Origin of the sequence: Streptomyces sp. 3330 (assembly GCF_031456635.1) — a bacterium.
Taxonomy (GTDB): Bacteria; Actinomycetota; Actinomycetes; order Streptomycetales; family Streptomycetaceae; genus Streptomyces.
Map to the genome: position 1 here is coordinate 44,455 of NZ_JAVDVA010000002.1, position 24,302 is coordinate 68,756.

The 24,302-nt window shown below is 72.8% G+C and carries 25 protein-coding genes; 10 read left to right on the forward strand and 15 right to left on the reverse strand.

What is annotated here, in order from left to right; all coding sequences use genetic code 11:
• Positions 1 to 116: 116 nt before the first annotated feature.
• Together J2X68_RS03620 and J2X68_RS03625 are read right to left on the reverse strand one after the other, a co-directional pair.
• On the reverse strand, positions 117 to 926 hold the full coding sequence (locus tag J2X68_RS03620) for an SDR family NAD(P)-dependent oxidoreductase (protein ID WP_310430949.1): 810 nt from the start codon (positions 924 to 926) through the stop codon (positions 117 to 119).
• Positions 927 to 933: 7 nt separating this feature from the next.
• A complete protein-coding gene (locus tag J2X68_RS03625; RefSeq protein ID WP_310430950.1) occupies positions 934 to 1,629 on the reverse strand; it encodes a helix-turn-helix domain-containing protein in 696 nt (231 codons plus the stop codon).
• 441 nt (positions 1,630 to 2,070) lie between these two features.
• Here J2X68_RS03625 and J2X68_RS03630 point away from each other — a divergent pair, with 441 nt between their 5' ends.
• A complete protein-coding gene (locus J2X68_RS03630; protein ID WP_310430951.1) occupies positions 2,071 to 2,208 on the forward strand; it encodes a hypothetical protein in 138 nt (45 codons plus the stop codon).
• Positions 2,209 to 2,212: 4 nt separating this feature from the next.
• Here J2X68_RS03630 and J2X68_RS03635 read toward each other — a convergent pair whose 3' ends face one another.
• The 5 genes from J2X68_RS03635 to J2X68_RS03655 form a co-directional block, all read right to left on the reverse strand.
• Positions 2,213 to 2,680: a hypothetical protein gene (locus J2X68_RS03635; protein ID WP_310430952.1), complete on the reverse strand. Its 468-nt coding sequence runs from the start codon at positions 2,678 to 2,680 to the stop codon at positions 2,213 to 2,215.
• Positions 2,681 to 2,840: 160 nt separating this feature from the next.
• Positions 2,841 to 4,094 carry a DUF3500 domain-containing protein gene (locus J2X68_RS03640; protein ID WP_310430953.1) on the reverse strand — a complete coding sequence of 418 codons (1,254 nt, stop codon included), beginning with the start codon at positions 4,092 to 4,094 and terminating at the stop codon, positions 2,841 to 2,843.
• A 215-nt stretch (positions 4,095 to 4,309) separates the two neighbouring features.
• Complete coding sequence (locus tag J2X68_RS03645; protein WP_310430954.1) at positions 4,310 to 4,678, reverse strand: metalloregulator ArsR/SmtB family transcription factor; 369 nt, start codon at positions 4,676 to 4,678, stop codon at positions 4,310 to 4,312.
• 211 nt (positions 4,679 to 4,889) lie between these two features.
• Positions 4,890 to 5,264 (reverse strand): hypothetical protein, encoded by a 375-nt coding sequence (locus J2X68_RS03650; RefSeq protein ID WP_310430955.1) that lies wholly within the window; start codon positions 5,262 to 5,264, stop codon positions 4,890 to 4,892.
• A gap of 308 nt (positions 5,265 to 5,572) precedes the next feature.
• On the reverse strand, positions 5,573 to 6,151 hold the full coding sequence (locus tag J2X68_RS03655; protein ID WP_310430956.1) for a hypothetical protein: 579 nt from the start codon (positions 6,149 to 6,151) through the stop codon (positions 5,573 to 5,575).
• A gap of 340 nt (positions 6,152 to 6,491) precedes the next feature.
• Between J2X68_RS03655 and J2X68_RS03660 the strand changes: the two genes are divergently transcribed.
• A complete protein-coding gene (locus tag J2X68_RS03660) occupies positions 6,492 to 6,944 on the forward strand; it encodes an NAD(P)H-dependent oxidoreductase (protein ID WP_310430957.1) in 453 nt (150 codons plus the stop codon).
• 22 nt (positions 6,945 to 6,966) lie between these two features.
• On the opposite strand, the gene J2X68_RS03665 is transcribed toward J2X68_RS03660, so the two are convergent.
• The 3 genes from J2X68_RS03665 to J2X68_RS03675 form a co-directional block, all read right to left on the reverse strand.
• On the reverse strand, positions 6,967 to 7,524 hold the full coding sequence (locus J2X68_RS03665) for a precorrin-3B C(17)-methyltransferase (RefSeq protein WP_310430958.1): 558 nt from the start codon (positions 7,522 to 7,524) through the stop codon (positions 6,967 to 6,969).
• An 84-nt stretch (positions 7,525 to 7,608) separates the two neighbouring features.
• Complete coding sequence (locus J2X68_RS03670; protein ID WP_310430959.1) at positions 7,609 to 8,076, reverse strand: hypothetical protein; 468 nt, start codon at positions 8,074 to 8,076, stop codon at positions 7,609 to 7,611.
• Positions 8,077 to 8,355: 279 nt separating this feature from the next.
• Complete coding sequence (locus tag J2X68_RS03675) at positions 8,356 to 10,284, reverse strand: CASTOR/POLLUX-related putative ion channel (RefSeq protein ID WP_310430960.1); 1,929 nt, start codon at positions 10,282 to 10,284, stop codon at positions 8,356 to 8,358.
• A 437-nt stretch (positions 10,285 to 10,721) separates the two neighbouring features.
• Here J2X68_RS03675 and J2X68_RS03680 point away from each other — a divergent pair, with 437 nt between their 5' ends.
• Complete coding sequence (locus J2X68_RS03680) at positions 10,722 to 12,992, forward strand: M4 family metallopeptidase (protein ID WP_310430961.1); 2,271 nt, start codon at positions 10,722 to 10,724, stop codon at positions 12,990 to 12,992.
• Positions 12,993 to 13,318: 326 nt separating this feature from the next.
• Positions 13,319 to 14,602, forward strand: a complete 1,284-nt coding sequence (locus J2X68_RS03685) for a cation:proton antiporter (protein ID WP_310430962.1) — start codon at positions 13,319 to 13,321, stop codon at positions 14,600 to 14,602.
• A 42-nt stretch (positions 14,603 to 14,644) separates the two neighbouring features.
• On the opposite strand, the gene J2X68_RS03690 is transcribed toward J2X68_RS03685, so the two are convergent.
• Positions 14,645 to 15,343, reverse strand: a complete 699-nt coding sequence (locus J2X68_RS03690) for a hypothetical protein (RefSeq protein ID WP_310430963.1) — start codon at positions 15,341 to 15,343, stop codon at positions 14,645 to 14,647.
• Between the two features lie 154 nt (positions 15,344 to 15,497).
• Here J2X68_RS03690 and J2X68_RS03695 point away from each other — a divergent pair, with 154 nt between their 5' ends.
• The 3 genes from J2X68_RS03695 (at position 15,498) to J2X68_RS03705 (ending at position 17,226) form a co-directional block, all read left to right on the forward strand.
• Positions 15,498 to 15,770, forward strand: coding sequence for a hypothetical protein (locus J2X68_RS03695; protein ID WP_310430964.1), 273 nt, complete (start codon positions 15,498 to 15,500; stop codon positions 15,768 to 15,770).
• A 60-nt stretch (positions 15,771 to 15,830) separates the two neighbouring features.
• Positions 15,831 to 16,181: a hypothetical protein gene (locus J2X68_RS03700; RefSeq protein ID WP_310430965.1), complete on the forward strand. Its 351-nt coding sequence runs from the start codon at positions 15,831 to 15,833 to the stop codon at positions 16,179 to 16,181.
• Between the two features lie 190 nt (positions 16,182 to 16,371).
• Positions 16,372 to 17,226 (forward strand): chitosanase, encoded by an 855-nt coding sequence (locus J2X68_RS03705; protein ID WP_310430966.1) that lies wholly within the window; start codon positions 16,372 to 16,374, stop codon positions 17,224 to 17,226.
• On the opposite strand, the gene J2X68_RS03710 is transcribed toward J2X68_RS03705, so the two are convergent.
• The 3 genes from J2X68_RS03710 to J2X68_RS03720 form a co-directional block, all read right to left on the reverse strand.
• A complete protein-coding gene (locus J2X68_RS03710; RefSeq protein WP_310430967.1) occupies positions 17,211 to 18,455 on the reverse strand; it encodes an acyltransferase in 1,245 nt (414 codons plus the stop codon). The two genes, J2X68_RS03705 and J2X68_RS03710, sit on opposite strands and share 16 nt — an antisense overlap.
• A gap of 100 nt (positions 18,456 to 18,555) precedes the next feature.
• On the reverse strand, positions 18,556 to 19,176 hold the full coding sequence (locus tag J2X68_RS03715) for a hypothetical protein (RefSeq protein WP_310430968.1): 621 nt from the start codon (positions 19,174 to 19,176) through the stop codon (positions 18,556 to 18,558).
• Complete coding sequence (locus J2X68_RS03720; RefSeq protein ID WP_310430969.1) at positions 19,173 to 19,820, reverse strand: sigma-70 family RNA polymerase sigma factor; 648 nt, start codon at positions 19,818 to 19,820, stop codon at positions 19,173 to 19,175. The genes J2X68_RS03715 and J2X68_RS03720 overlap by 4 nt, the downstream gene beginning before the upstream one ends.
• A 362-nt stretch (positions 19,821 to 20,182) precedes the next feature.
• Between J2X68_RS03720 and J2X68_RS03725 the strand changes: the two genes are divergently transcribed.
• Complete coding sequence (locus J2X68_RS03725; RefSeq protein WP_310430970.1) at positions 20,183 to 20,626, forward strand: ATP-binding protein; 444 nt, start codon at positions 20,183 to 20,185, stop codon at positions 20,624 to 20,626.
• A gap of 125 nt (positions 20,627 to 20,751) precedes the next feature.
• On the opposite strand, the gene J2X68_RS03730 is transcribed toward J2X68_RS03725, so the two are convergent.
• Entirely contained in the window at positions 20,752 to 22,077 is a 1,326-nt protein-coding gene (locus J2X68_RS03730) for a lipase family protein (protein WP_310430971.1), read from the reverse strand.
• 339 nt (positions 22,078 to 22,416) lie between these two features.
• On the opposite strand from J2X68_RS03730, the gene J2X68_RS03735 reads away from it, so the two are divergent.
• The gene (locus J2X68_RS03735) at positions 22,417 to 23,064 is read left to right on the forward strand and encodes a hypothetical protein (RefSeq protein ID WP_310430972.1); all 648 of its coding nucleotides are present in this window, start codon (positions 22,417 to 22,419) and stop codon (positions 23,062 to 23,064) included.
• A 49-nt stretch (positions 23,065 to 23,113) separates the two neighbouring features.
• Positions 23,114 to 24,085, forward strand: a complete 972-nt coding sequence (locus J2X68_RS03740; protein WP_310430973.1) for a helix-turn-helix domain-containing protein — start codon at positions 23,114 to 23,116, stop codon at positions 24,083 to 24,085.
• Positions 24,086 to 24,302 lie beyond the last annotated feature (217 nt).

Genomic DNA, 24,302 nt, shown 5'->3' on the forward strand with positions numbered 1-24,302 from the left:
CAGTACACACCGTCATCGATCGATCCCGCACGGTTGAGCGAGACTTGCCTCCCCAAGTGCCCGGTATCTGTTCGCTTCTGCGCCGACTGTCTGAATTGCCTTACGGGGCAAGTGAGTTAGACGGCCGTGTAACCGCCGTCGACGAGGTGGTAGCTGCCGGCCACGAACGAGGCGCGGTCCGACAGCAGGAAGACGATCAGCTCGGCCACCTCGGCGGGTCCGCCGAGCCGTCCGGCCGGGTGCAGGGCGACGAGGCCGTCGTAGGCGTCCCGGTCCATGCCCTGCAGCAGCGGCGTCTCGATGAAGCCGGGGCCGACCGCGTTGATCCGGATGTCCTTCGCCGCGTACTCGGCGGCCGCCGCCTTGGTGAGCCCCACCACACCGTGCTTGGCGGCGACGTACGCGGACGACCCGGCGAAGCCCACCGAGCCGAGGATGGACGCCACGTTCACGACCGCGCCGCCCCTGCCGGACGCCTCGATGGCGGGGAGTTCGTAGCGCAGGGAGTAGAAGACGCCGTCGAGGTTGGTCCGCACGACCCGGTCGTAGGCGTCGATGTCGTACGCGCCGGTCGGCGTGCTCGGGCCGCCGATCCCGGCGTTGTTCACGGCCAGGTCCAGGCCGCCGAAGGTGTCGACGGCGAACCGCACGGCCGCCTCGACGGACGCGGGCCGGGTGACGTCGAGTGCGACGGCGGCCGCCTTGATCCCCTCCGTCAGGAGGCCGGCGGCGGCCTGCTCGGCGCCCTCGGCGTTGAAGTCGGCGATGACGACGTTCGCGCCACCGGCGCCGAGGCGGCGGGCGGTGGCCAGGCCGATGCCGGAGGCGGAGCCGGTGACCAGGGCCGTCTTCCCGGCGAACTCGGCGGCGTAGCCGGCGACGGCCGCGGAGGCGGCGGGAGTGGTGGTCTCGGGGGTGTTGCTCATGGTGTGCTCACTCTTCGGTAGTGCCGGGGGAGTCCGCGGCCGCGGCCTCCCCGATGAGGGCGTCGTAGGACCGCTCGACCAGGGCGGCGAGGTCCGCCGCGGCCGAGGCGTCCGAGGTGTCGCCGTCGGTGCGGCGCGCCCAGACGCGCAGGGCGGCCGTGAGGACGCCGGCGGCGGCGCCGACCACGACGGCGGGGCGTATGTCCCGCACGTCGTCGCTCCCGAGCCGGTCGGCGATGATGCGGATCGACTCCTCCTGGGCGTCGACCCGGATGCGCTCGTACGCGGCGAACAGGGCGGGCTCACGGTCCACGAGGGCCAGCAGGCCGCGGATGCGGGGCCGCACGTGCCAGGCCGGGTCGTCCCGGTCGGCCAGCCACTCCCGCACGGCCCGGCGGTAGGCGAGCAGCGGGGGCTCGCCGGCGGGCCGGGTGCGCAGCAGCGCGTTGATGCGGTCGCCGTCGCCGCGCACGAAGTCGAGGGCGGCGTCCTCCTTGCCGGTGAAGTGGCGGCTGAACGTGCGCCGGGTGATGTCGACCCGCTCGGCGATCGCCTCCACCGTGGTGGCCGCGAGACCGCGCTCCAGGATCAGCTCGAGTGCGGCGGTGGCCAGCGCGGCCCGGGTCTGCCGTGTCCTGCGGCGGCGCCGGTCCTCGGGGGTGCCGGCGGGCCGCGGGGCGGCGGGGGGCTCCGATGCCTTCATGTTCTCGACCGTACACCGGTAATGTCCCAATGGGACACAAGTCCCAGTGAGACTTGTGTCCCACTGGGACATTACCGCGCGGGGCGGCCGCGCGTCGGACCGTGCAGACCGCGCAGAACGACGGGACAGCAGGACGGACAGCAGGGTCGGCGCGATGGCCGGATGGTCGGACGGGGGGACGGCGGGACGGCGGCGCGGACTGTCGGGCCGGTCCTGCGGAGGCGGACGCGGGCGGGGGTGGGTGCGGGGGCGGGGGGCGGGGGCCTCCGAAAGGGGGCCGTGCTCACCCGTACCGGTGAGCGCGCGGCGCCCGCGCGTACCACCGGCGTGCCCCTCCCCGTTCCCACCGGCATGGACCGACCTTCGCCCGCACCACCGTGTGCCGACTGCCCGTCCGGACTTCTCCGGGCCGCCCTGTGGACGGACCCGCCCCGGTGCCGTGTGCCGATCTACGCCCGGCTCGTCGCGGAGTGGCGGGCCCGCGGGCGGACCGTGCCCGCCCGCGCGGACCTGCGGTGGGCGCCCTCGTCCTCGGCCCGCCGTCTGCACCGCGACGAGGACGGCGTGTTCCGTCCGTGACGCGCTACCGGCCGCAGGTCGGGGTCAGCACGGCCAGCGTGCCGTTGGCCTGCCGCAGGGCCGCTTCCAGTCTGACGGGTGCGTGCAACGCTCCGGTCCCGTCCGGCGGGACCAGCCACTCCAGGAACCGCGCGGCCCGGTAGGGCGGGGGCACCGCCACCCAGGAGCCGCGGCCCGCCTGTCTCAGCCCCGCGCCGATCCAGCGCGTGCCGGGGTCCGGCGGGAGGAAGAACCCGACCCGGTGAGCCGCGGTGTCGACGAGCGTGGGTCCCGGGACCTGGCGGGACGCCTGCCAGAGCAGGTCCAGGGTGAGCAGGCCCAGCCGGTCGGGCACGCTGAGGACGTCCCAGTAACGCCCCGCTTCCAGCAGGGCGATGCCGTCGCCCTGGTCCCACTCCCGCTTGCACAGCCGCGGGTCCGTCGCGGCGGCGGCGAGCCACTCCACGCCGCGCGTCCACATCGCATCGCTCATGTCGGGCTCCGTGTCACGTCCGCCCCCCGACCGCATGCCGAGCGGGCATATGCATGCTGGTAGATATTTCTAGGTGGCGGAAGGGGTGGCGAACCGTGGCGTTTTGGTCTGTTTCGTTCGAGACTCGATCTTCCGTTCTGTCCCGCGCCGCCGCCGGACCCTAGTGGTCGTTCTCCAGGTGCAGCTTGAGCAGGTCCACGCCGTAGTCGCCGCCGTTGGGAGTGCGGATGATGGTGTGGATGTGCTGCTGGGTGGGGGTCCCGCCCGGCCCGCCCATGCCGCCGCCGTCGCTGTCCTTGGTGCCGTAGGCGAGCGGCGACTGGGCGTCGTACTCGATGAGCACGACCGGACTGTGCACGCGGTAGTAGAAGGCCGAGGAGTCCTTCGTCTCGCCGATCCAGTAGAAGTACGTGTCGTCGAGGTGCTCCTCCACCTCCTTCATCTTCACCTCGGCGTGTCCGTCGTCCATGGCGCCGACGTAGACGCGCACCAGGTCCAGCAGGCTGCTCTTCTGGGCGGCGGTGAACCCGGAGGCGGCGAGGCCCTGGTAGGCGAGCTGGAGGTTGTCCTGGCCGGCCCCGGCCTTGAGGTTGTCCCCGGCCTTGGCCTCCGAGGAGATCACCTTCTTCCGCTGGGCGTCCGTGAGGGAGCGCAGCAGGGTGAGGCCGGCCGTCGTCTCCTTCTCGAAGAGGATGATCTTCTCGCCGTCGTACGTGGCGGAGGTCGGCTCGGAACCCATGAAGGTGGGCGTCATGACCACCTGGTCGCCGAGCACGAAGTAGTTGATGGCCACGTGGTGGCCCTCGTACTGGAAGCCCCACGGCTCGGTGGTCGACGGGGTGCCCATGAAGGTGAAGAAGTAGGCGCCCTCGGTGAGCGTGTCGCGGTTGCCGCCGCTGTAGTCACCCAGGAACGCGTTCAGTTTCATGATGTTGCGGGTCTGGGTGAGCCCCTCGGCCGACAGCGCGACGCCGAGCAGCGCGTACCCGAGATCACGCTGCTTGTCGGTGAGGTCGCCCATCCGGGCGCCCTCGCGCTGATAGCCGTCGACATTGCTCCAGGCGAGCCACTCGTCGTCGTCCACCTCGAAGACGGAGGCCTTGCGCTCCTTGGCGGTCAGCCCGTCCAGGAACGCCTGGGCGGCCTTGACGACCTTGTCGGTGGAGACGTCCGTCGCGTGGATCGTGTACAGGTCGTCCACGACCTTGCCGTCGGTGGTGACGCCGACGAAGTCCGCGTACGCCACCTCGCTCGCGCCGGGGCCCATTCCGCCCGCGCCGCCGGGTCCTCCGGAGGGCATACCGCTCGGGCCGCCCGAGGAAGAGGCGGCGCTGGCGGTGTCGGAGGAGCCGGTGGAGCAGCCGGTCATGGTCGCCATCGCGGCGACGCCGCCGGCGAGCAGCGCCTTGTTCATGAACCAGCGGCGGCTGTGTTCGGTTGCGGGGGTACGTGGTCGGTGTCCGTGCATGGGCCCCAAACTTCAGGAGGCACCTGAAGGAAACCTGAAGCCCGCCCGGCGGTTCCTGACCGTGACCGTGACCGTGACCGTGACCGTGACCGTGACCGTGACCGTGACCGTGACCGTGACCGTGACCGTGCCTGCGCTCGTGGTGCCTGCGCCCGCCTCCGTCACGTCCGTCCGGGGCCGCCCTGGGGGACCGGCAGCGGCAGATCGGCCTGACGTAGCTCCGCCAGCAACTCGTTCTGTCCCGCGAGGAGTTCGGTGAGGATACGGCGGGCGGCCCGCAGCAGCTCCGCCACATCGCCGCCGGCGAGCGCGTAGCTGACCGTCGAGCCCTCCCGGATCGACACCACGATCCCCGCACGGCGCAACACCGCCAGTTGCTGGGACAGGCTGGACGGTTCGATCTCGATCTCGGTCAGCAGGTCCCGCACGGCCACGGGGCCGCCCTGGAGCAGTTCGAGGACCCTGATGCGAACCGGGTGCCCGAGCATGCGGAAGAACTCGGCCTTGGCCTGGTAGAGGGGAACCTGCATGATCGATCGCTCGCTCCCTGCCGCGTACGGTGCGTGGTGCGCGATGGCGCGGCGGCCCGCCCGGCCGCCGTACGCCACCGTGCGCCACGTGCTGCGTCACGATCCTGGTGGCTGCGGGCCCCGCACACCCGTGTGATGCGCTGATCTGGATGTGTCGAGATGAAGAAATCTTCAATTCGAGGGCGTGCGAAGCCGCCGGCCGTTCGGTCGTCTACACCTCGAGGTCGGCTTCGATCCGCTTGAGCTGGTGCCGGGCCATGGCCAGGTTGGACCGGCCGCGGTCCAGGACGAGATAGATGAACAGCCCGCTCCCGCCGCGCCCCTTGAGCAGCCGGATGAGGTGGTACTGGCTGGCGAGCGTGATCAGGATGTCCTCGATCTCGCCCTTCAGCCCCAGGTGCTCCATGGTGCGGACCTTGGCACGGATCACATCGGTGTTGCCGGCCGCGGCGACGTTCAGATCCAGGTCCTTGCCGCCGCCGAGCGTGCCGAGCGCCATGCCGCTCGTGTAGTCCACGACGGCCACGCCCACCGCCCCCTCGATCGCGGTCATCGTCTCCTTCATAGAGATCTCCAGATTCGCCACGGCGCTTCTCCTGCCGGTTGCGCGGGCCCGGGCTCCTCCAGCCCCGCTGGTCCCACGAACGTACGGAGCGTGTCCCCCGACAGGGTGACGTGCTTCGGGACTGGCCGGAGGAACTTCGGAACGGAGAGATCCCTGCGCTCTTCTGCCCATTCGAGTAAGGGAGTTGACCGGATCGGCGGTGCCTGTCAGAACTCCGGCTCCGCGGAGCCGCCCCTGCCGGCACGCTCCTCGACGCGGGTCCCCACCGGACGGGCCACCGGTCCCGCGACCCGCCCGGCGCACCGCTCGGTGGGGCGGCCCGGCGGCGATCAGTTCGCCGGCAGCCACTTCTCCAGGGCGCCGATGAGGCGGTCGAGCGCGGGCGCGTCGGTGGAGCGGTCCGTCATCACCGTACGGCCGTCGAACTGCAGCGTGTACTGGAACTTGTCCGCCGACCCCATGTCGATCGCGAACGCGGGGACGTCGTCGAGCGCCGGATCTCCGAGCAGCGTCCGCAGCGTCGTGAACTGCGCCGCGGTGGTGCGGCGCTCGGCGGACGCGCCGCTGTCCGTGGTCCGGACCGTGCCGTCGCCCCGCAGGACCACCTGCCGGTTCACCCCGGCGAAGCCGCCGCTCACGGTCATCGTCACCAGCTTCTGGTCCGGGCCGGTGACGGGCACCGGCGACGGGCCGGCCGACGCCGGAACCGATGCGGAGGCTCCGGAGGAAGCGGAACCGGAGGGGGAGACGGAGGAGGACGCGGGTGACGACGGGGCGCCGGAAACGGTGGCCGTGACGACGGTCTCGTCCGGCGGCTCCGCCGCCCTCCCCTCGTCGCCCCCGGACGAGCAGCCGGCCAACGCCAGTGCCGCGATCGAGCACACCATCACCGCACTCCGGGTGAGCACCGTCGCCTCCCTGTTGCGCCATGTCCCTGCGTGTCATGCCCCGCGCGTGTCATGCACCTGTGTGCCGACGAACCTACGTGTCGAGTAAGCCGCATGTCGACGATGTGCATGTCATGTCCCTGAGTACCCGGTCCCGGGGCATCCAGTCCCGGGGCGGCCCGGCCCTGAGTGTCCGTCAGTGTCCGTCACGGCGGCGCCAGTGAGCCCGCTCTCGGCCGGCCACCCCGGGATCGTCCTCCTCGGCGGACTGTCCCACGGGAGTCGGGTCCGAGACCGGGGTCCATGTCGGACCGGGGCGTCGCTTGCGGACGGGGCGGGGGAGCGGGCAGGGTTCCGTGCCGTGCCCACTTTGCTGATCGTCCATCACACCCCCTCGCCCAACTGCCAGGCGCTGTTCGAGGCGGTCGTCTCGGGCGCGACGGCGCCGGAGATCGAGGGCGTCCGTGTCGAGCGGCGGGCCGCGCTTGCCGCGACGGCCTCCGATGTCCTGGCCGCCGACGCCTACGTACTGGGCACGCCGGCCAACCTCGGCTACATGTCCGGCGCGCTCAAGCACTTCTTCGACCAGGTGTACTACCCCTGTCTCGACGCCACCCGCGGCCGGCCCTTCGGCTACTACGTGCACGGCGGCAACGACGTCACCGGCGCGGTGCGCGGCATCGAGGCCATCACCACCGGCCTGGGCTGGCGGCGTGCGGCCGAGCCGGTCTCCGTCACCGGCGAACCCGACAAGGCCGACGTGTCGGCCTGCTGGGAACTGGGCGCCACCGTCGCGGCCGGCCTGATGGACTGACGGGCGCCGGGGCCGCGGTGCGTCAGTGCCCGCCCAGCCCGGGCAGACACGTCCCCTCGACCGTGCGTCCGACGACCTCCGCCGTCGCGTGACCCTCCACGTCGACGGCCCCGTTGACGCACACCCGGCCCTCGCCGCCCCCGACGAGCACGTCGTGCAGCGGGGCCAGGAAGTCGCCCTGCACCTCGATCTGCCGCGCTTCCAGGCCGAGCGCCTCGGCGGCGGCCGTGCGCAGCCCGTCCAAGGTCGTCCCCTTCGCCGCGAGCCGCTGCAGGGCCGCGGCCAGAGCCGTCGCCCGGGGCCGCGCTTCCTGCCGTTGCCCGGCGGTGATGGGCTGCGCCTCACGGTAGGCGTGGTTCTCGGCGACCCGCTGGTCCCAGCCGTAGCTGATGCACGGGGAAGGCGACGCGAGGGTGTCCTCGGGCGGCGGGCAGAAGCCCTTCGCGGTGGCCGAGGGCGAGGCCGCCGCCGAGTCTGCCGCCCGGGGGTCGCGCGACGGATCGGCGCATCCGGCGGTGAGGGCGAGCAGGGTGAGCAGGACCGGGGCGCCGCGCAGCCCCCGTGGCCGTATCCGTGTCATGCCCCGATCATGACAGGCGGCTCGGACACGGAGCGGTCGGCGCGAGCCTCCGCGCGACGACGGGACACGAGGTCGGGGGCGGGCTCAGTTCCAGAGCGGGTAGGACACCACCCGCCCGAACTGCTCCGGCCTGTCCCCGAGGTAGGTGAGGGTGATCCGGCTGTAGTGCTGCACCCGCGGGTTCTTCTTCCACGGCTGCGGGCGGTCCAGCTTCACGACCACCGCGTACGGGTGGAAGGCGCCCGCGGCGCAGTAGGGATCGCAGTCGTTGACGACGTTGACTCCGGTGGCACGCGCCGACTTCGCGCCCCAGCTGTCCCAGTGCAGCGAGACCAGACGGCTGTTGCCGTCACCGCACGCGAGGATGAAGTCGCCGGGCCGCACCTTGGCGTGCCAGAGGCAGTCGACCAGGACGGGCGCCGTGGCCTGCCGCACCGCGGCCGTGCGCGCTGTGGGCGTGGACGCGGCCGGCACCGCCGAGGCCGAGCCGACGGCGGCCGTGAGGCCCAGTGCCGCGCAGAGCATGACCGCTGTTCTCGTCGTGTGTCGCATGTGCGCTCCCGCCCGACCGATCCGGGAGCCGTCTGTGTCCGCGCCCGGGTGAAGTTCTCTACCGACGCTACGACGGAGAGCGGCAGGGGACCACTCGAACGGCCCAGTCCCGGGACGTGCGGCGGCGGGGCCGGACGGGCGCGAGGACATGTCCGCCGAGTCCCGCCCGGCACGCTCTCCTCGGGGGGAGGCGCACCCCGCCGCGCTGTCGGGATCGCTCGTCTGCCCTGCCTGCTCTCCGGGCAGACGGCAGACGGCGCTGCCTCGCGGCCCCGCCCTCTAGGAGACGTCCGCCCGCACGGCGTGGCTCCCTTCCGCCCCGCCGCCGTCCTCCGCCGCGCCGTCCCGCACGACCACGACGATCTCGTCCGTGCGGCTCCAGACCCGTCTGTCGGCCTTGGCGGGATTGAGCCGGACCCGGTGGCCGGAAGGTGTCGCGGTGGGGTCGTGACAGCGGTAGCCGATCGCGCACTCGCCCCGGTCGCGCGCCGCCGCCACGACCGTGGCGAAGGAGGCGGGACGGTCCGGACGCACATAGCGATGCGCCGGACGCAGCCGCAGGGCGCTGCCGTCGGCGGCGAACAGCTCCTCGAACACACCGGCCAGGTGCCCGTTCTGCGAGACCTGCGCCATGAGCAGGCCCGTCAGCTGTCCCCCGACGACCGCCTCGGAGCCCGGTCCCAGCGGGGCCAGGGCCCGGTTGCGTTCGTCGGCGAGTTCCGCGATCACCGGCACGGCGTGCCCGGCCTCCTGCGCGAGCGACCGCAGGATCACCAGGACGACCAGCGTGCGGTGGTCCGGCCGGTCGGCGTCCTCCCCGGTGTCCGGCCCGAGGACGATGATCCGGTCGTAGGAGTTCGGGTCGAGAGCGCGCAGGGACGACGGGTCGGTCGCGTCGGCGGTCCGTAAGGTCACGGCGAGCCCGCCGGCGCGGGAGGGGCCCCTGCGCGGTTCCGGCAGCGGCGGCGGTGGCGCCTGCTCCGCCGGGTCGGTGACGATGTGCAGGACCGCGCCCGGCCGCGTGCACCGGCGGAGCTGGTCGACCAGGTGGGGCGCCCGCCGGTTCCAGCCCAGCAGCAGGAAACGTGACGGTTCGCCCGCGCCGGAACCGGGCCCGGCCGACGCCGACGGCTCCACGAGGTCCCGGCAGTCCTCCCACCGCGCGGCGTGCTCGTCCGGTGCCACGACCACCAGACGGTCTCCGGCCGCGACGACGGTCTCCGGCGGCGGGGCGAGCAGGGGAGTGCCGTCGGCCCGCACCAATCCGGCCACGGCGGCCGTCGCGCAGTCGAGCAGCACGTCGCCGAAGGGCCGTCCCGCGGGCTCGGGAGCGCCGGCGAGGTAGAACTCGTCGCCCGCGAAGTCGAGCAGCTCCCGCAGCACCGGCGTCAGGCCCGGATGCAGCGCGGAGTGCGCGATCAGCCCGGCCGCCGTGCGGTCGGACTCCAGCACGATGCCCCGCGGACCCGCGGCCAGCCGGGCCGCGGTCCGGTACCGCTCGTCCCGTACGCAGGCGACGACGGGCGGGCCCGCGTGCTCGCCGAGAACGGCACGCAGGGCCAGCAGGGTCCGTACCGTCTCGGTGTCTTTGGTGGCCTCCGCGGCGGGCAGGACCAGCACCGAGTGCGCCGACCCCGGACTGACCAGCCCGAGCGCCTCGGGATCGGCCGTGGAGCCGCTGCGGCAGATCAGCCGCGTGGTGCCGGTGGGTCCGAGCACGGCCGCCAGCGCCTCCTCCATCTCCGTCTTGTCCCGGTCGGCGAGCACCACCACCGCGCTCCAGCGCTGCTCGGCGCGTGCCGCCACCAGCTCGCCGACCACCGTGAAGACCTGTTCCGACCAGCCGAGCACCACCGAGTGGCCGGTCTCCACCACGGTGGAGCGGCCGCGGCGCAGTTCGGTCAGGCGGTCGGTGAGGCCGGTGGTGATCACGCCGATCAGGGTCGACACGTACAGCAGGGCCATCAGGCCCAGCAGCACGGACAGCAGCATCCGCAGCGGGGCGCCGGTCACCGCGCCCAGCCGCAGCGTCTCCGCGCTCACCCGCCACACCGCGATCAGGCGCCCGGACAGCGAACGGGGCGAGGAAGGATCCGTCCACACCAGCAGCGCACTCGCCGGCACGACGATGCCCAGGCATGTCACGGCCAGCCAGCCCACCAGCCTGCCGGTGCTGCGGGCCAGTGTGTTGTCGAACCGGTAGCGCATCCGCTCCCGTAACGAAACCGGCCCTCGCCGCTGCCCTTCCACCGCGCCCCCTGTCCGTCGCCGGCTCCCGTCGCCACCTGAACTCGCAGAGTGCTGCCCGGGGTGCCGCGACACGCCGTGGAAAACCTCGTATTCACCCTTTCGGGAATGGGGCCGCCACGGCGGCCGAAAACGTGCGCCGAACAGGGCGGATCCCCAGCAGGGCATGGTCATTTCCAGCCGTTGTTTTGGCATTCCCATGACAAACCTGTGCACGCGGTGCCACGCTGCTGCCGAAGTTCACCGTTCCTTCACACCCGCATCATGCGGGGCATCCCTTACACCCCCCACCTCCTTCCACCCGCCTGCCGTGCAGCGCTCCGGACCGGCCTCATCCCGTCGGTCCGCCCTACCCCGGCCCCCACCACGGGCCGACCGTCGCACAGAAGGAGAAACCGTTGCCCCGGCGACACCACACCCTCCTCCGGCGCAGACGCGCCACCGCCCTCGCGCTGACCACCATCGGGACCCTGCTCGCCCTGGGAGCCCCCGCCGGCACCGCCGGCGCGGCGCCCGCCGACCCGGGCCCCGCCAAGATCACCGCCACGCCCCGCGCCGGCGCGGCGGCGAAGGCCCTGACCCCGGCCCGACGCGCCTCGCTGATCAAGAGCGCGCAGAGCACGGCCGGCGCCACGGCCCAGCGGCTGGCCCTCGGCGCGCAGGAGAAGCTCGTCGTCAGGGACGTCGTCCAGGACGCCGACGGCACCACGCACACCCGCTACGAGCGCACCTACGCGGGCCTCCCCGTCCTCGGCGGCGACCTGGTCGTCCACCTCAGGGACGGCCGGACCACCGTCTCCAGGGCGAGCGGCGCCACGCTCACGCTGCCCTCGCTCAGCCCGAAGCTCTCCGCGACCGACGCCACCGGCAAGGCGCTCGCGGCCGCCAGGAGCGCGGACGTCACCGGCTCCGCGACCGAGCGCGCGCCCCGCCTCGTCGTCTGGGCAGGCGCCGCCAAGCCCGTCCTCGCCTGGGAGACCGTCGTCGAAGGCGGCCGGGAGGACGGCACGCCCAGTGAGCTCCAGGTGGTCACCGACGCGAGCACGGGCAAGCAGCTCCTCGCCGCCGAGAAGGTGCACACCGGCACGGGGACCGGCCAGTACGTCGGCACGGTGTCCGTCGGCAGCACGCTGTCGGGATCGACGTACCAGCTCACCGACGGCGACCGCGCCGGACACAAGACGTACGACCTGAACCAGGGCACCTCCGGCACCGGCGCCCTGTTCACGGACGACAACGATGTCTGGGGTGACGGCACACCGTCCAGCCGCCAGACCGCCGGTGTCGACGTGGCCTTCGGCGCCGCCGCCACCTGGGACTACTACAAGGACGTGTACGGCCGCAACGGCATCCGCAACGACGGCGTCGCCGCCTACAGCCGGGCCCACTACGGCAGCAACTACGTCAACGCCTTCTGGCAGGACAGCTGCTTCTGCATGACCTACGGCGACGGCTCGGGCAACACGCACCCGCTGACCTCGCTCGACGTGGCCGCCCACGAGATGAGCCACGGGGTCACCGCCGCCACCGCCAACCTGACCTACTCCGGCGAGTCCGGCGGTCTCAACGAGGCGACCTCCGACATCTTCGCCGCCGCCGTCGAGTTCCACTCCGGCCTCGCCGCCGACCCCGGCGACTACCTCGTCGGCGAGAAGATCGACATCAACGGCAACGGCACCCCGCTGCGGTACATGGACAAGCCCTCCAAGGACGGCGCCTCCCGGGACAGCTGGAGCTCCACCCTGGGCAGCGTCGACGTCCACTACTCCTCGGGCCCGGCCAACCACTTCTTCTACCTGCTCTCCGAGGGCAGCGGCGCCAAGACCGTCAACGGCGTCGCCTACGACAGCCCGACCTACGACGGTCAGGCCGTCACCGGCATCGGCATCGAGAACGCCGCCGCCGTCTGGTACCGCGCGCTGACGACCTACATGACCTCGTCGACCAACTATGCGGGCGCCCGCACCGCCACCCTCCAGGCGTCGGCCGACCTGTTCGGCGCCTACAGCCCCACCTACCTCGCCGTCGCCGACGCCTGGGCCGCCATCAACGTCGGCAGCCGGATAGCCCTCGGCGTCAACGTCGCCCCGATCGCCGACCAGACCAGCGGCGTGGGCCAGTCGGTCAGCCTCCAGGTCGACGCGTACACCACCAACTCCGGTGCGGGCCTGACCTATGAGGCCACCGGCCTGCCCGACGGGCTGACGCTCAGTGCGAGCGGCCTGATCTCCGGGACGCCGACGACCCTCGGCAGCAGCGACGTCGCCGTCACGGTCACCGACAGCACCGGCGCGTCCGTCACGGACACCTTCACCTGGCGGATCGCGTACATCTACGCCACCGCCACCCGCGTCGACATCCCCGACAACGGCGCCGCGGTGGAGTCCCCGATCACCATCGCGGGCCGCGACGGCAACGCCTCGGCCACCACCTCCGTCTACGTCAACATCGTGCACACCTACCGCGGTGACCTGACCGTCGACCTCGTCGGCCCGGACGGCGCCGTCTACTCGCTCCTCAACCGCAGCGGCGGCTCCGCCGACAACGTCGACCAGACCTTCACCGTCGACGCGTCGGCCCAACCCCTCACCGGCACCTGGAAACTGCGCGTCCAGGACCGCGCGTCGATCGACGTGGGGTACATCCAGCGCTGGCAGCTCACGCCCTGACCGGCGCCTTCCGGAAGTTCGTCCGCTGACCGGTCGGCCGTCCGACCGGGGACCGCTCGACACCGCCGCCCGGGTCTCCCCAGACCCGGGCGGCGGCGCGTCGGGGACATCCCCCAGGGGAGGAATGGGTGTTGACCCCGATGGCGCGGCCCCCCACCGGCCCGCGATCGTGGAGGAAGGCCCGGAACGCCGGGCCGCGCCGTGACGGGCCGACCAGGGCCCGCGGCGCATCCGTCCACCGGTGAGCACCCGTGAAGGAGAACCGCCCATCCACTCCCGTGCCGTGCAAAGAGCCCGACTCCGCCTCCGCGGAAGGGAGGTGACGCATGGGACACGCTGACAGCCTGCTGGCCATGGGCGGCGCCTTCCTCGCCGCGGCCTTCCTCGCCCGCCTCGGCAACCGCATCGGCCTGCCGACCATCCCCTTGTTCACCCTCGCGGGCATGCTGCTCGGCCCGCACACCCCGGGCCTCGTCCTGGTCGAGGACGCCCACGACTTCGAGATGCTGTCGGCACTCGGCCTGGTGCTGCTGCTGTTCTACCTGGGCCTCGAGTTCCACCTCGACGACCTGAAGACCGGCGGCAGACGTCTGGCCCTCGCGGGCGGCAGCTACCTGCTGCTGAACGTCGGCGCCGGACTCGGGTTCGGCCTCGCACTGGGCTGGGGCACCCGGGAGGCGCTCGTTCTCGCGGGCGTCCTGGGCATCTCCTCCTCCGCCATCGTCACCAAGATCCTCATCGACCTGGGCCGGCTCGGCCGTCCGGAGACCCGGCTGATCCTCGGCGTGATCGTGGTGGAGGACGTCTTCCTCGCCCTGTACCTCGCCGCCCTCCAGCCCGTCATCGGCGGCGCGCACGGTGTCGCCGAGGTGCTGGTCCAGGTGTCCAAGGCGTTCGGGTTCCTGCTGGTCCTGGCCGCCACCGCCCGCTTCGGGACGCGGCTGATCGGCCGGCTCATCCATGTACGCGACGACGAACTCCTCGTCATCAGCTTCCTGGGCGCCGCCGTGCTCGTCGCCGGAGTGTCCGAACTCCTCGGCGTCGCGGACGCCATCGGCGCGTTCATGGTCGGTCTCATCCTCGCCCGAACGCCCTCGGCCTCGCGGATCCGCCGACTGGTGCATCCGCTGCGGGACGCCTTCGCCGCGATCTTCTTCTTCGCGTTCGGACTCGCCATCGACCCCGGCGACTTCGCGGCCGTCCTCGGCCCGGTCGTGCTCGCGGCCACCCTGACCGTCTGCATGAACGTGGCGGCGGGACTGATCGTGGCCCGTCTCCACGGCTACGGTCCCGAGCCCGCCGCGGACATCGCCGCCACGCTCCTGGCCCGCGGCGAGTTCGCGCTGATCCTCGCCGCCATGGCCGCGAGCGCGGGACTCGACGACCGGCTCGCCCCCTTCATCGCCGGGTACGTCCTGGTGTTGGCCGTGCTCGGTCCCGTGGCCGCGGGGCGCGCGCACCTCGTCGTACGGCTGGTGACCGGGGGCCGTACGCCGACCGTTCCGACGCGTCCCACGCCCGCCCGCGGCGCCGAACCCGGCCCACCCGAGGGGCCGGTCGCCCCGACGGCCCCCGTGCGACCGTCCGCCGGGGCGGAGCGAGGCGTCTGAGGGGGGGGGCGACCGCGGGGCGCGTCGAGCGGAGAGCGGGGATCACGCGCGCCGGGAGGACGGGACGAGCCCGCCCGCGAGCTGGGCCAACGGCGTCCCGCACGCCCACAGGCGCAGACGAGGACCGTCGATCAGGTACGTGTGGGGATCGCGCGAGGCCCACACCTCGTCCCGGTGGGTGAAGGTGCCCCGGTGCACGACGAGTCGCAGCGGGGGCCCGGACCGCGCCCGCAGCCGCGCCCGGCAGGAACAGGCCGACTCCTCGTCGGGCAGCGGCTCGGCCACGGGACGGAACGCCACGTCGAGCAGCCGTCCGCGGCCGTCGCGGGCGGCGAGATGGTGAGTGTCGTGCCGTGGGGGCGGGAGCACCCGCCAGCCGTCCCGGCGGAGCATCCGGGCCACGGCGAGCACCAGTTCCGGCATGTCCAGTTCCGCCAGTTCCTGCGCGGTGTAGTACCCGCCCCGCCGCCGGGCGGGACCGCGGGACAACCGGCGCAGGACGGCGGCGATCACCAGCACCGGCGCGAGCGACAGCGCGCAGGCCGGACCGCCGAACTCGCGGTAGACGAGCGCGAGTCCGCCGAGGGCGCCGCCCACGACGAGGACCGAGGCGGCGAGCGCGGGCAGCACCTCGCGCAGCCTCGGTCCGTAGCGGCCCGACGCACGCAGCTCGCGCACCGTGCGCCGACGCCGGGCCCGCGCCGACTCGCCGCTCCGCTCCCGCTCCCGCCTGCGTGCCATCAGGGCCGGCCCCCCCACCCCCTACACAACGATGCGTAGAGGGTGGATACCCGGCCGGGTCCGAGATCGCGCCCGGAGGCCGGTTTTCCGCCATGGCCTTGGCCGAAGAGTGCTCAACGGGCCGTTGTCAGTGGTGGATGACAAGCTGCTGGTCATGGACGAGGTTGAGTTCTTGCGGGGCCGGGTCTACGGCGCCGACCACGACGACGCGGGGCCCCGCCCCGAGCGCACCTACGCGCAGCTCGTGGGCGGCCCGTTGGACGGCCTGCTGCTGGACGTCACGGACCGGACCCGGCACGAGCTGCGCGAGGTACCGCTGATCACCGAGATAGGCCGCTACGGTCCGGGCGGCCGCGCCCTGTACGGGCGCCGCTCCGGCGACGACCGCCGTCTGGACTGGCTGGGTGACGCGCCCGGCGCGCCCTGAGCCGGCCCGGCGTCCGGCGGAACGATGGCCTCCGAACCGGGAGGGTGATCAAATGTGCGAATGTCCACAGGAACGACTCCCACCTCCTCCCCGCTGACGACCGCCGAGCCGGCGGCCCGTCACGGCCGGTACAAGCACGGCTGGCACAAGCTGCTCATCGGCCTCGTCGTGCTGGCGCGCGTCACGCGCATCCCGGCCGCCATGGACGCCACGACGGGGGCGACTCCGTCGGGTTGGTGGCACGTGGTGTGGGAGGTGCTCGCCCTGGTGCTGGCCGCCTTCGCGGTGAGCGAGTGGGAGATCCTCCGGGCGGCGGCCTGGCGCATGTCCGTCACGCAGTGGATCTGCATGGTCCTCTTCCACGTCGGCCTCCTCGGGTTCCTGGCGGCACAGGTGCTCCAACTGCTCTAGCCCGCCGCCCGTGTGACGGAGGGTCGGTTGCCGTGAGGCGGCTGCCGTAGGGCGTTGTCGTGGGGCTGTTTGTTCGATCGCACGAACATGGCTTCGATGGGTTACTTCTGTCGCCGAGACTTGATAGGAAACTTTCCTGTCAGTCGCAGTGCAGCATCACCCCACCCCCCACTCCTCACCTGGAGCCACCGTGGTGCACATATCCCGGCCGGTCGACGGCCCCACCCCCACCCCCACCCCCACCCCCACCTCCCGTCGCCTCTTCCTCGCCCTCGCCGGAGCCCTCGCGGCCGCGCCGCTCCTGGACGTCCGCCGGGCGTCCGCGGCCCCCGCGGCGAAGGGCCTCGACGACCCGGCGAAGAAGGAGATCGCCATGAAGCTGGTGTCGAGCGCGGAGAACTCCTCGCTCGACTGGAAGGCCCAGTACCGGTACATCGAGGACATCGGCGACGGCCGCGGCTACACCGCCGGCATCATCGGATTCTGCTCAGGAACCGGCGACATGCTCGATCTCGTAGAGCTCTACAGCGACCGCAAGCCCGGCAACGTCCTCGCCAGGTACCTGCCCGCCCTGCGCCAGGTCGACGGCACCGACTCGCACTCGGGTCTCGACCCGGACTACCCGAAGGACTGGCGCAAGGCGGCCCAGGACACGGCCTTCCAGCAGGCCCAGAACGACGAGCGGGACCGCGTCTACTTCGACCCCGCCGTCCGGCAGGGCGTGACGGACGGCCTGCGGGTCCTCGGCCAGTTCGCCTACTACGACGCCATCGTCATGCACGGTGACGGAACCGACCCCACCAGCTTCCGCAGCATCCGCAAGCGGGCGCTGACGAAGGCGAAGCCGCCGGCCCAGGGGGGCGACGAGACGACGTATCTGATGGCCTTCCTCGACGCCCGGGTCTGGGCCATGAAGCAGGAGGAGGCGCACAGCGACACCAGCCGGGTCGACACCGCCCAGCGCGTCTTCCTGCGCAACGGCAACCTCGACCTCGACCCGCCCCTGGACTGGAAGGTGTACGGCGACAGCTACCACATCGGCTGACCGCCCGCGCGTGATCCCGGCTGGACGCGGCGTGCCAGTCTGCGGCCCCACGCCTGACCCGGTAGCTCGACGAACCGATGGGTCAGCGCGGACAGGGGCAGCAGCGCCACGAGGAACGCCGCTTCCAGCGCGGGAACGTCGTGCCGCCACCGGCCGACCGTGCCGTCGGTCACCTCCAGCAGCACCGGATGCACCAGGTAGACCGAGTAGCTGACCGCTCCCAGCGCCGTCAGCGCACGCGGTACGCGCCGGTGGCGCGCCGCCCGCGCGACCCCGAAGGTGACTACGGCCGCCAGAAAGGCGAGGATCCAGCCGCGCCGGGTGAAGTGGGCGCCGTCGCCGTGCCGGTACGCGCTCCCGACGGCGCAGGCGAGCACCAGGACGGCCGTGCCGACCGGACGCAGGCGGCCGCCTCCACCGCGTTCGGCCCGGTGGATCGCGGTGCCGAGGAACATCACGGCGAGGATCACCAGCCCCTCCCACATTGCGACCGTGCCGTTGAAGGCGACCAGGACGAGCGCGGAAACCCCGCCCAGCACGCCGCCGGCCACCCGCAACACGGGGGTCCCGGCGCTCGCACCGCACACGGCGAGCGCCAGGGCGACCGCGACGAGCGCGACCAGCGGGCCGGTGCCGACCGCACGGGAGAGCGCGGACACCGGCAGCGCGACCCCCGCTGCCGCACTCACGGCGGCGAGCACGGCGAGGGTGCAGGCGACCGCCGCCGGCCGACGGTGCCGACGGACCGTGAACAGCGCCACGACCAGCAGATAGAAGGCCATCTCGTAGGACAGGGTCCACAGGACGAGAAGGAGACCGGGCGTCCCCAGCAGCTCCTGGAGCAGGGTGACATGGGCGACGGCGACCGTGCCGGGGCTCTGGCGGCTCAGGCCGGCGCGGAACTCGGCGACGCCCAGCAGGTCGAGCGCGAGCACCGCCGTGACGGCAACCGTCCACAGCGGGTACATGCGGAACACCCGGCCGATCCAGAACGACCGGACGCAGCCCCGGCGTTCCAGTGAAGCGGGCACGATGTACCCGCTCACCAGGAAGAACAGGAAGACGCCGTAGCGCCCGATGGTGAACTGCGGCATCACCTCCTGACGGAACTCCGGCAGGAAGGCGTACGACGAGTGGTCGAGCACCACGGCGAGAGCCGCGACGGCGCGCAACGCGTCGAGCCAGCCCGAGCGGGGCGGCGAGATCCCGCCGGGTGAGAGCTCGATCACCGAGGGTGACTTCGCCGGGCGTGGCGGGACCAGGGGCGGGGGTTGCATACGTGGACCGGACTCCGTGCGGGATGTGACGTACGTCAGGCGGGGACGGGCTTCACCGGGTCGGCAGGGTGACCTTCAGCGGGAGGCAGGGCTCGGCCTGACTCCTGGTGGAGTACAACTCGACCGCGCGGGGCCGGGACATGCCTTCCGTGTTCTCGAAAGCCAGTACGTTGCCCCGGCGCAGGGTCACGTCCCAGCCGGCCTCGAGCGGGACGACGGGAATGCGGTCGCCGTGTCTGTCGACGGCCCGGACCGACGGCGAGGTGGGCCTGCTGCGCTCGCAGACGTAGCCCGGAGCCAGCACGTCGATGGTCACCTCGATGCCCCACGGCCGCACCCTCGTCGCGAGTTCGCGCTGAGCCGTGACGTCGATCGTCCGGTCCTTCACGGTGAGCGTGACCGTGCCGTCCCCGTGGCGCTCCACCGCGTACGCCGTCGAGGTGGCCGACGAGCCGGGCAGCGCCGCCGCGCCGAACCAGGCCGCCGCGCAGGCCACCGCGACGACGGCGATCCGCGGCGGGGTGAACAGCCGGCGCGCGGACGCCCTCGTCCTTCCGCCGCCGGGTTCGACCGCGGTCGCGGGCCCGGCCCGGAGCGCTCCGGCCTCGCCCAGCTCGATCTCCGTCCTGAGCTCGTCCAGGAGCCGGTCCTCGAACGTCCGCCTCGTGCTCACGCTTCCCCCCTCGCGATGCGCAGCAGCGCCGCTTCCGGCGGCGTGGCTCCGGCGGAGCTCGTCCGGGCGGCCGGGGGAGTCGCCTCCGCGGCCTGGGCCTCGGCCTCCCGCCGCAGTGTCTTGCGCGCCCGGTGCAGTCGTACGCGGGCCGTGACCTGGCGGATCCCCAGCGCGGCGGCCGCCTCGGTGACCGTGAGCTGGTCCACCGCGATCAGCTCCATGACGGCCCGCTCGCCCTCGGGAAGCCTCGCCAGCGCGGCCAGGGCCCGCCGTCCCGGGCTCTCCGCGTCGAGTCGGTCCTCGATGCGGACGATGTCGTCGGCGTCGAGCAGCCGCCGCCCGGAGAAGCGCAGATCGCGTGCGGTCTCCCGGGCGACTCGGCGGCGCTCCGACGACACCACGTTGCGGGCGATGCCGAACAGCCAGGCCGTCTCGCCGCCCAGGTCCGGCCGGTAGGAGTGCGCCGAGCGCAGGACGGCGAGGAAGATCTCGGCCGTCAGGTCGGCCGCGGTGTGGGGGTCGTCGACCCGCCGGGCCACGAACCGCATCACCGGGTCCACGTGACGCCGGTAGAACTCCTCGAAGAGCCGCGGGTCACGCACGGCCGCGGTGGGCCCGCCCGGCAACCGTTCCCCGTCGTCCACAGGCGTCTCCTCCTCGGGTCCGTCAAAGGCGCTACACCCGTTCTTGGATCGCGGTGCGAGAAGCGTTACAGAGTCCGCCCCGCCCCGGCCGCGGGACCGCCATGGAGAGCGGCGTCCAGGCACGCCGACCGTGTCCGCCGCCGTCCTCGCGGTCGGCGCCGGCGCCCTCGGGGCGTCGGCCGTTCGCGGCGGCCCGCCGGGCGTGGGCCGGGCCGGGCGCGGACGGCGACCGGGACAGGTCTGCGGGTGACGCCTCCGGGCGACGGGCGGCCCGATGACCGGGTGAGTGGTGCGGCTGTGGCGTAGGGGGTGGGTTCGCGGGTAGTCGCGCCGGTATGAACGGGGTAGTGAAGGCGGTCCGGATGGAACCTGTCCCGCCCGACCAGGGTTCTTCCGCCCCCGGCGGAAACCTTGCCGAGACGACGGTCGCGCTGGACGGAAAGGACGGTTGCATCGCCCGGGCGCGCCGGCTCACGGGTGACTTCCTGAGCCGGGTGCAGAGCCGGGACGGCCTCGCCGTGTCGGCCCGGGCCATGGATCTGTCGCAGCTCGTGGTGAGCGAACTGGTCACGAACGCGCTCAGACACGCGCCCGGTCCGGTCCTGCTCCAGTTGCGCATCGCCGGAGCCGCGGTGGAGATCGTCGTCTGGGACAGCGATCCGGCGCTGCCGGTGCCCCGGGCGCCGGATCCGACGCGGGTGGGCCAGCACGGCCTGGAGATCGTGCGCGCGGTCGCGGAGCAGTTCGACGTCGCGCAGGAGCCGGTCGGCAAACGGATCGTCGCCCGCCTGGGCCTGTCGGACTGACCCGGGCCGAGCCCGTGCGCGGCGGGCCCCGGGCCCGCCACGACCACGCGCCCGGCCCGTACACGTGAGGCGGTGACGGCCGGCGCGGCGCTCTCGCCGTACCGGCCGTCACCGAGTGACTCGTGTCAGGGCTGGAGAGGAAGGGTGGCGCAGTTGGACGTCGCGGGCTTGCCCTTGAGGCGGTCGCTCAGCCAGGAGATCGCGTCGCCCTGGTCGGCGAGCAGCGGGGTGAAGTGGTTGATCAGGGACCGGCCGAGACCGGGCAGGACCACGGGCTTGTAGGTGACGTCGGCGCCCTTGGCGCACCACGCGACGGCGAGGGCGCGCGCCTGGGCGTGCGGCACCAGGTCGTCGGCGGTGCCGGTCGCCACCCGGACCGGCGACGCCGGCTCGATGGTGCCGATGCGCTGGTCGGCCAGGAAGGCCTTCAGGGCGGGCTCGGATTGGACGATGTCGCTGAGCGAGCGCCCGTCCGTGGTCCAGTCGGTGCTGCTTGCCGAGTTGTAGGAGAGCAGGGCGTCGCCGACGCACATCGTCGACAGGTCCTTGAGCGCGGCGTGGCCGGCCGCGTTCAGGTGCGCTTCGGCGATCGGCACGAGAGCGGGATCGGACTCCAGGAAGCCGTTGACCGACCAGCCCAGCGCACCGGCCAGATCGCTGCCGTCGATGGCCTTGGTGACGGCGACCAGGTCGGCGGGCGGAGCCCCGCTGTAGGTCCCGGCGAGGGTGACGTCGGGCGCGTACGAGGGCTGGAGCTCGGCCGCGGCCGCCGTGGCCCCGCCGCCCTGGCTGTAGCCGTACAGTGCGACCCGGGAGCCGGCCGTCAGCGACGCGGAGCCGAGGGAACGGGCGGCGCGGACGGCGTCCAGGACGGCGTGGGCCTCGTCGACCCGGTTGACGTAGGTGTGCAGCCGGTCGGTCGCGCCGAGCCCGGTGTAGTCCGTGACCACGACAGCGATGCCCCGGGCCAGGAGCCGGTAGATCGCCAGGTCCTCGTAACCGACCGACAGCGTCCGCCCGTTGACGACGAGCGGGTGCTCCAGGCCGAGGGAGGCGGCGCACTGGTCGCCCTGGCCCATCGTGCCGGGGGCCACGACGACCAGTGGCCGTGGTCCGCCGCCCGTCCAGCGGGCCGACGGTTCGATGTACGCGCCGGTGACCGCCATGGGACGGCCGGCCGAGTCCGTGGACTTGTACATCAGACGGGTCGCCGTGCCGGGCAGCGGTCCGTCGAGACCCGGCAGGCTCAACGCCAGGGTGAGCGGTTCGGACCGGATCAGGGCGCCGTCGACCGACGGAAGGGTGGCGGGCGGGTTGTAGAAGGCGGGAATGGTGACGCCGCGGGAGACCACGGCGTCCGACTGCGCGGTCGCGTCGGCGGGTACGGCGGTGACGCCCAGGCAGGCTGCGGCGGTGACGGCTGCGGCGAGCAGGCGGGTGGGGGCGGGCATGGCGGACCTCCGGTGAGGGGGAGGCCGAGCCTTCGTCTGCGGCTCGGGTGGCGGACGGCCCGGTGGGGTGCGGACCGTGACGACCGAGCGGTACGGGGTCCCGGTCGTCCACCGATGCCCGTACCGCTCTTAGACGAACTGTCAGGACCGTAGCGAGGCAAGGGTCACCTCGGGTAGCGGTCAGTAGGTTACGGTTCAGTAATATGACTGACGAGTAGCAAGTCCGAAGCCTTCCCCCACCGATCAGTCACCTCGCAACGCCGGCCTTCAAATGGCCCCTTGGCGGCAATCTCCGACAAAACAAGACCGCGGGATCCCCTGTCGCTAGCGTCCCGGGCCATGAACACCGACCGCACGCGCGGCGCGCAACTCGGCGCCCGCGACTCCCGTGACGACGCGCTCCCGCCACCCCGGCCCGGCACCCACCACTCCTCGACGCAGACGGCGACCGCGAGCGGCAGCGCCAGGATCACCCAGAAGAACACCCAGATGAAGTTCTCCATCCCGGTGATCGGACCGCTGCTCAGCCTGGCCTACGCCCACCCGTTGATCGCCGGTCTCACCGCCGTCGTGGTCGTCGGCGGGGGAGGCGCGGCGGTCACGGCCGCCCTGCCCGACGCGACCTCTTCGCCCTCGACCTCGCTGGTGCGCGGCTTCGTCATGGAGCAGTCGGACGGCGAGAAGGCCCCCACCGGCTACGACTTCACCTCCACACCGCCCGTCGTCGCCGACGCCGGAACGGACGCCCTCTACCTCCAGGGCGGCTTCCTGATGTCCACCAACGGCAGGCTGGCCTCGTGGGGTTCGTCGGAGGTGCCGACGGCGGAGGGCTGCCGCAAGGCCGTCTCCGAGGACCCGGTACGGAAGACGGCCGTCTCCGTCGGCTACGCGATGTGCTACCTCGACCGCAACGGCGATCCCGGCTACCTCACCGTCACGGCCTCCGACACGGACTCGGTCACCGTCGACACCGCCCACCTGCGCTGACCCGCCCGTCGCCAACAGGCCTGTTCCGGCGGTGTGGTTGACTGGGCCCGTGTTGCACGAGTCGGTCTTCCGCACCACGGACCTGCCGGTGAACGACCGGTTCGAGGCGTGGGCGGAACGCATGGGCCGCACCCACGCGCCCATGCGGTTGAGCAGCGACCGCCACGCGGACTACCGAGGCTCCCAGCGCGTGATGGCGCTGGGCGACGTCGTCGTCTGGCCGGCCACCTTCGACCATCTCGTCTTCCGGCGCACACCGAAGCTCATCCGCCAGTCCGACCCGGAGACCTACCATCTGTCCCTCCTGGTGAAGGGCGAGGGCGCTGCCGACTGGGGACGGCAGCAGGCCGCCTACCGGATGAACGACTTCCACATCAACTCCTCCTCCCGGTCGTGGGAGGTGTTCACCGGCTCCGAGCCGGTCACCGTCCTCGGCGTCGAGGTGCCGCGGGCGCGGGTGGCCGTGCCCGGGCGCCGGGCGGACCAGGTCCTGGGGAGCCTCCTGTCGGGGCGCGAGGGGATCGGCGCGCTGCTCTCGCAGTTCCTGCGCCAACTGGTCGCGGACACCTCCTCGTACCAGCCCTCGGACGCGCCCCGGCTGGGCACGGTCGTCGCGGACCTGGTCACGGCCCTTTTCGCGCACGCCGTGGACACCGACCTCGGCCTCCCGCCGGAGACCCGCGAACGCACCCTCGTCCTCCACGTCAAGGCGTTCATCCACCGGCACCTGGACGACCCGGAGCTGACCCCCGCGTCGATCGCTGCCGCGCACCACGTCTCCCGCAGCCACCTGTACCGCCTCTTCCAGGCCGAAGGCCTCACCGTCGCCTCCTACATCCGCGACCAGCGGCTGGCGAACGCCCGGCGCGACCTCGCCGACCCCCGGCTGCGCGGCCTGCCCATCCGCGCCGTCGCGGCCCGCTGGGGCTACCCCCGGGCCCCCGAGTTCACCCGGGCGTTCCGCACCGCCTACGGGCTCGCGCCCAGTGAACTGCGCGGACAGGCGCCGACCGAGACGTAGGACCTCCTTCCCGCCGCGCCGCCGGGGGACGCTCCGCCAAGCAGTCGGGGACCGTGCGCCAACGACACACCGCCCGTCCCTCCCGCATCCTGGTGATCACCGCGGCGCACCGCCGCGGCAACGCGGGCCGTGCCAGGACGACGGGGGAGTCCTGGCACGGCACGGACCCGTCCGTCCGCCCGTGCGCGCCGCTTCACGGAGAGCCCGCGGATGATCG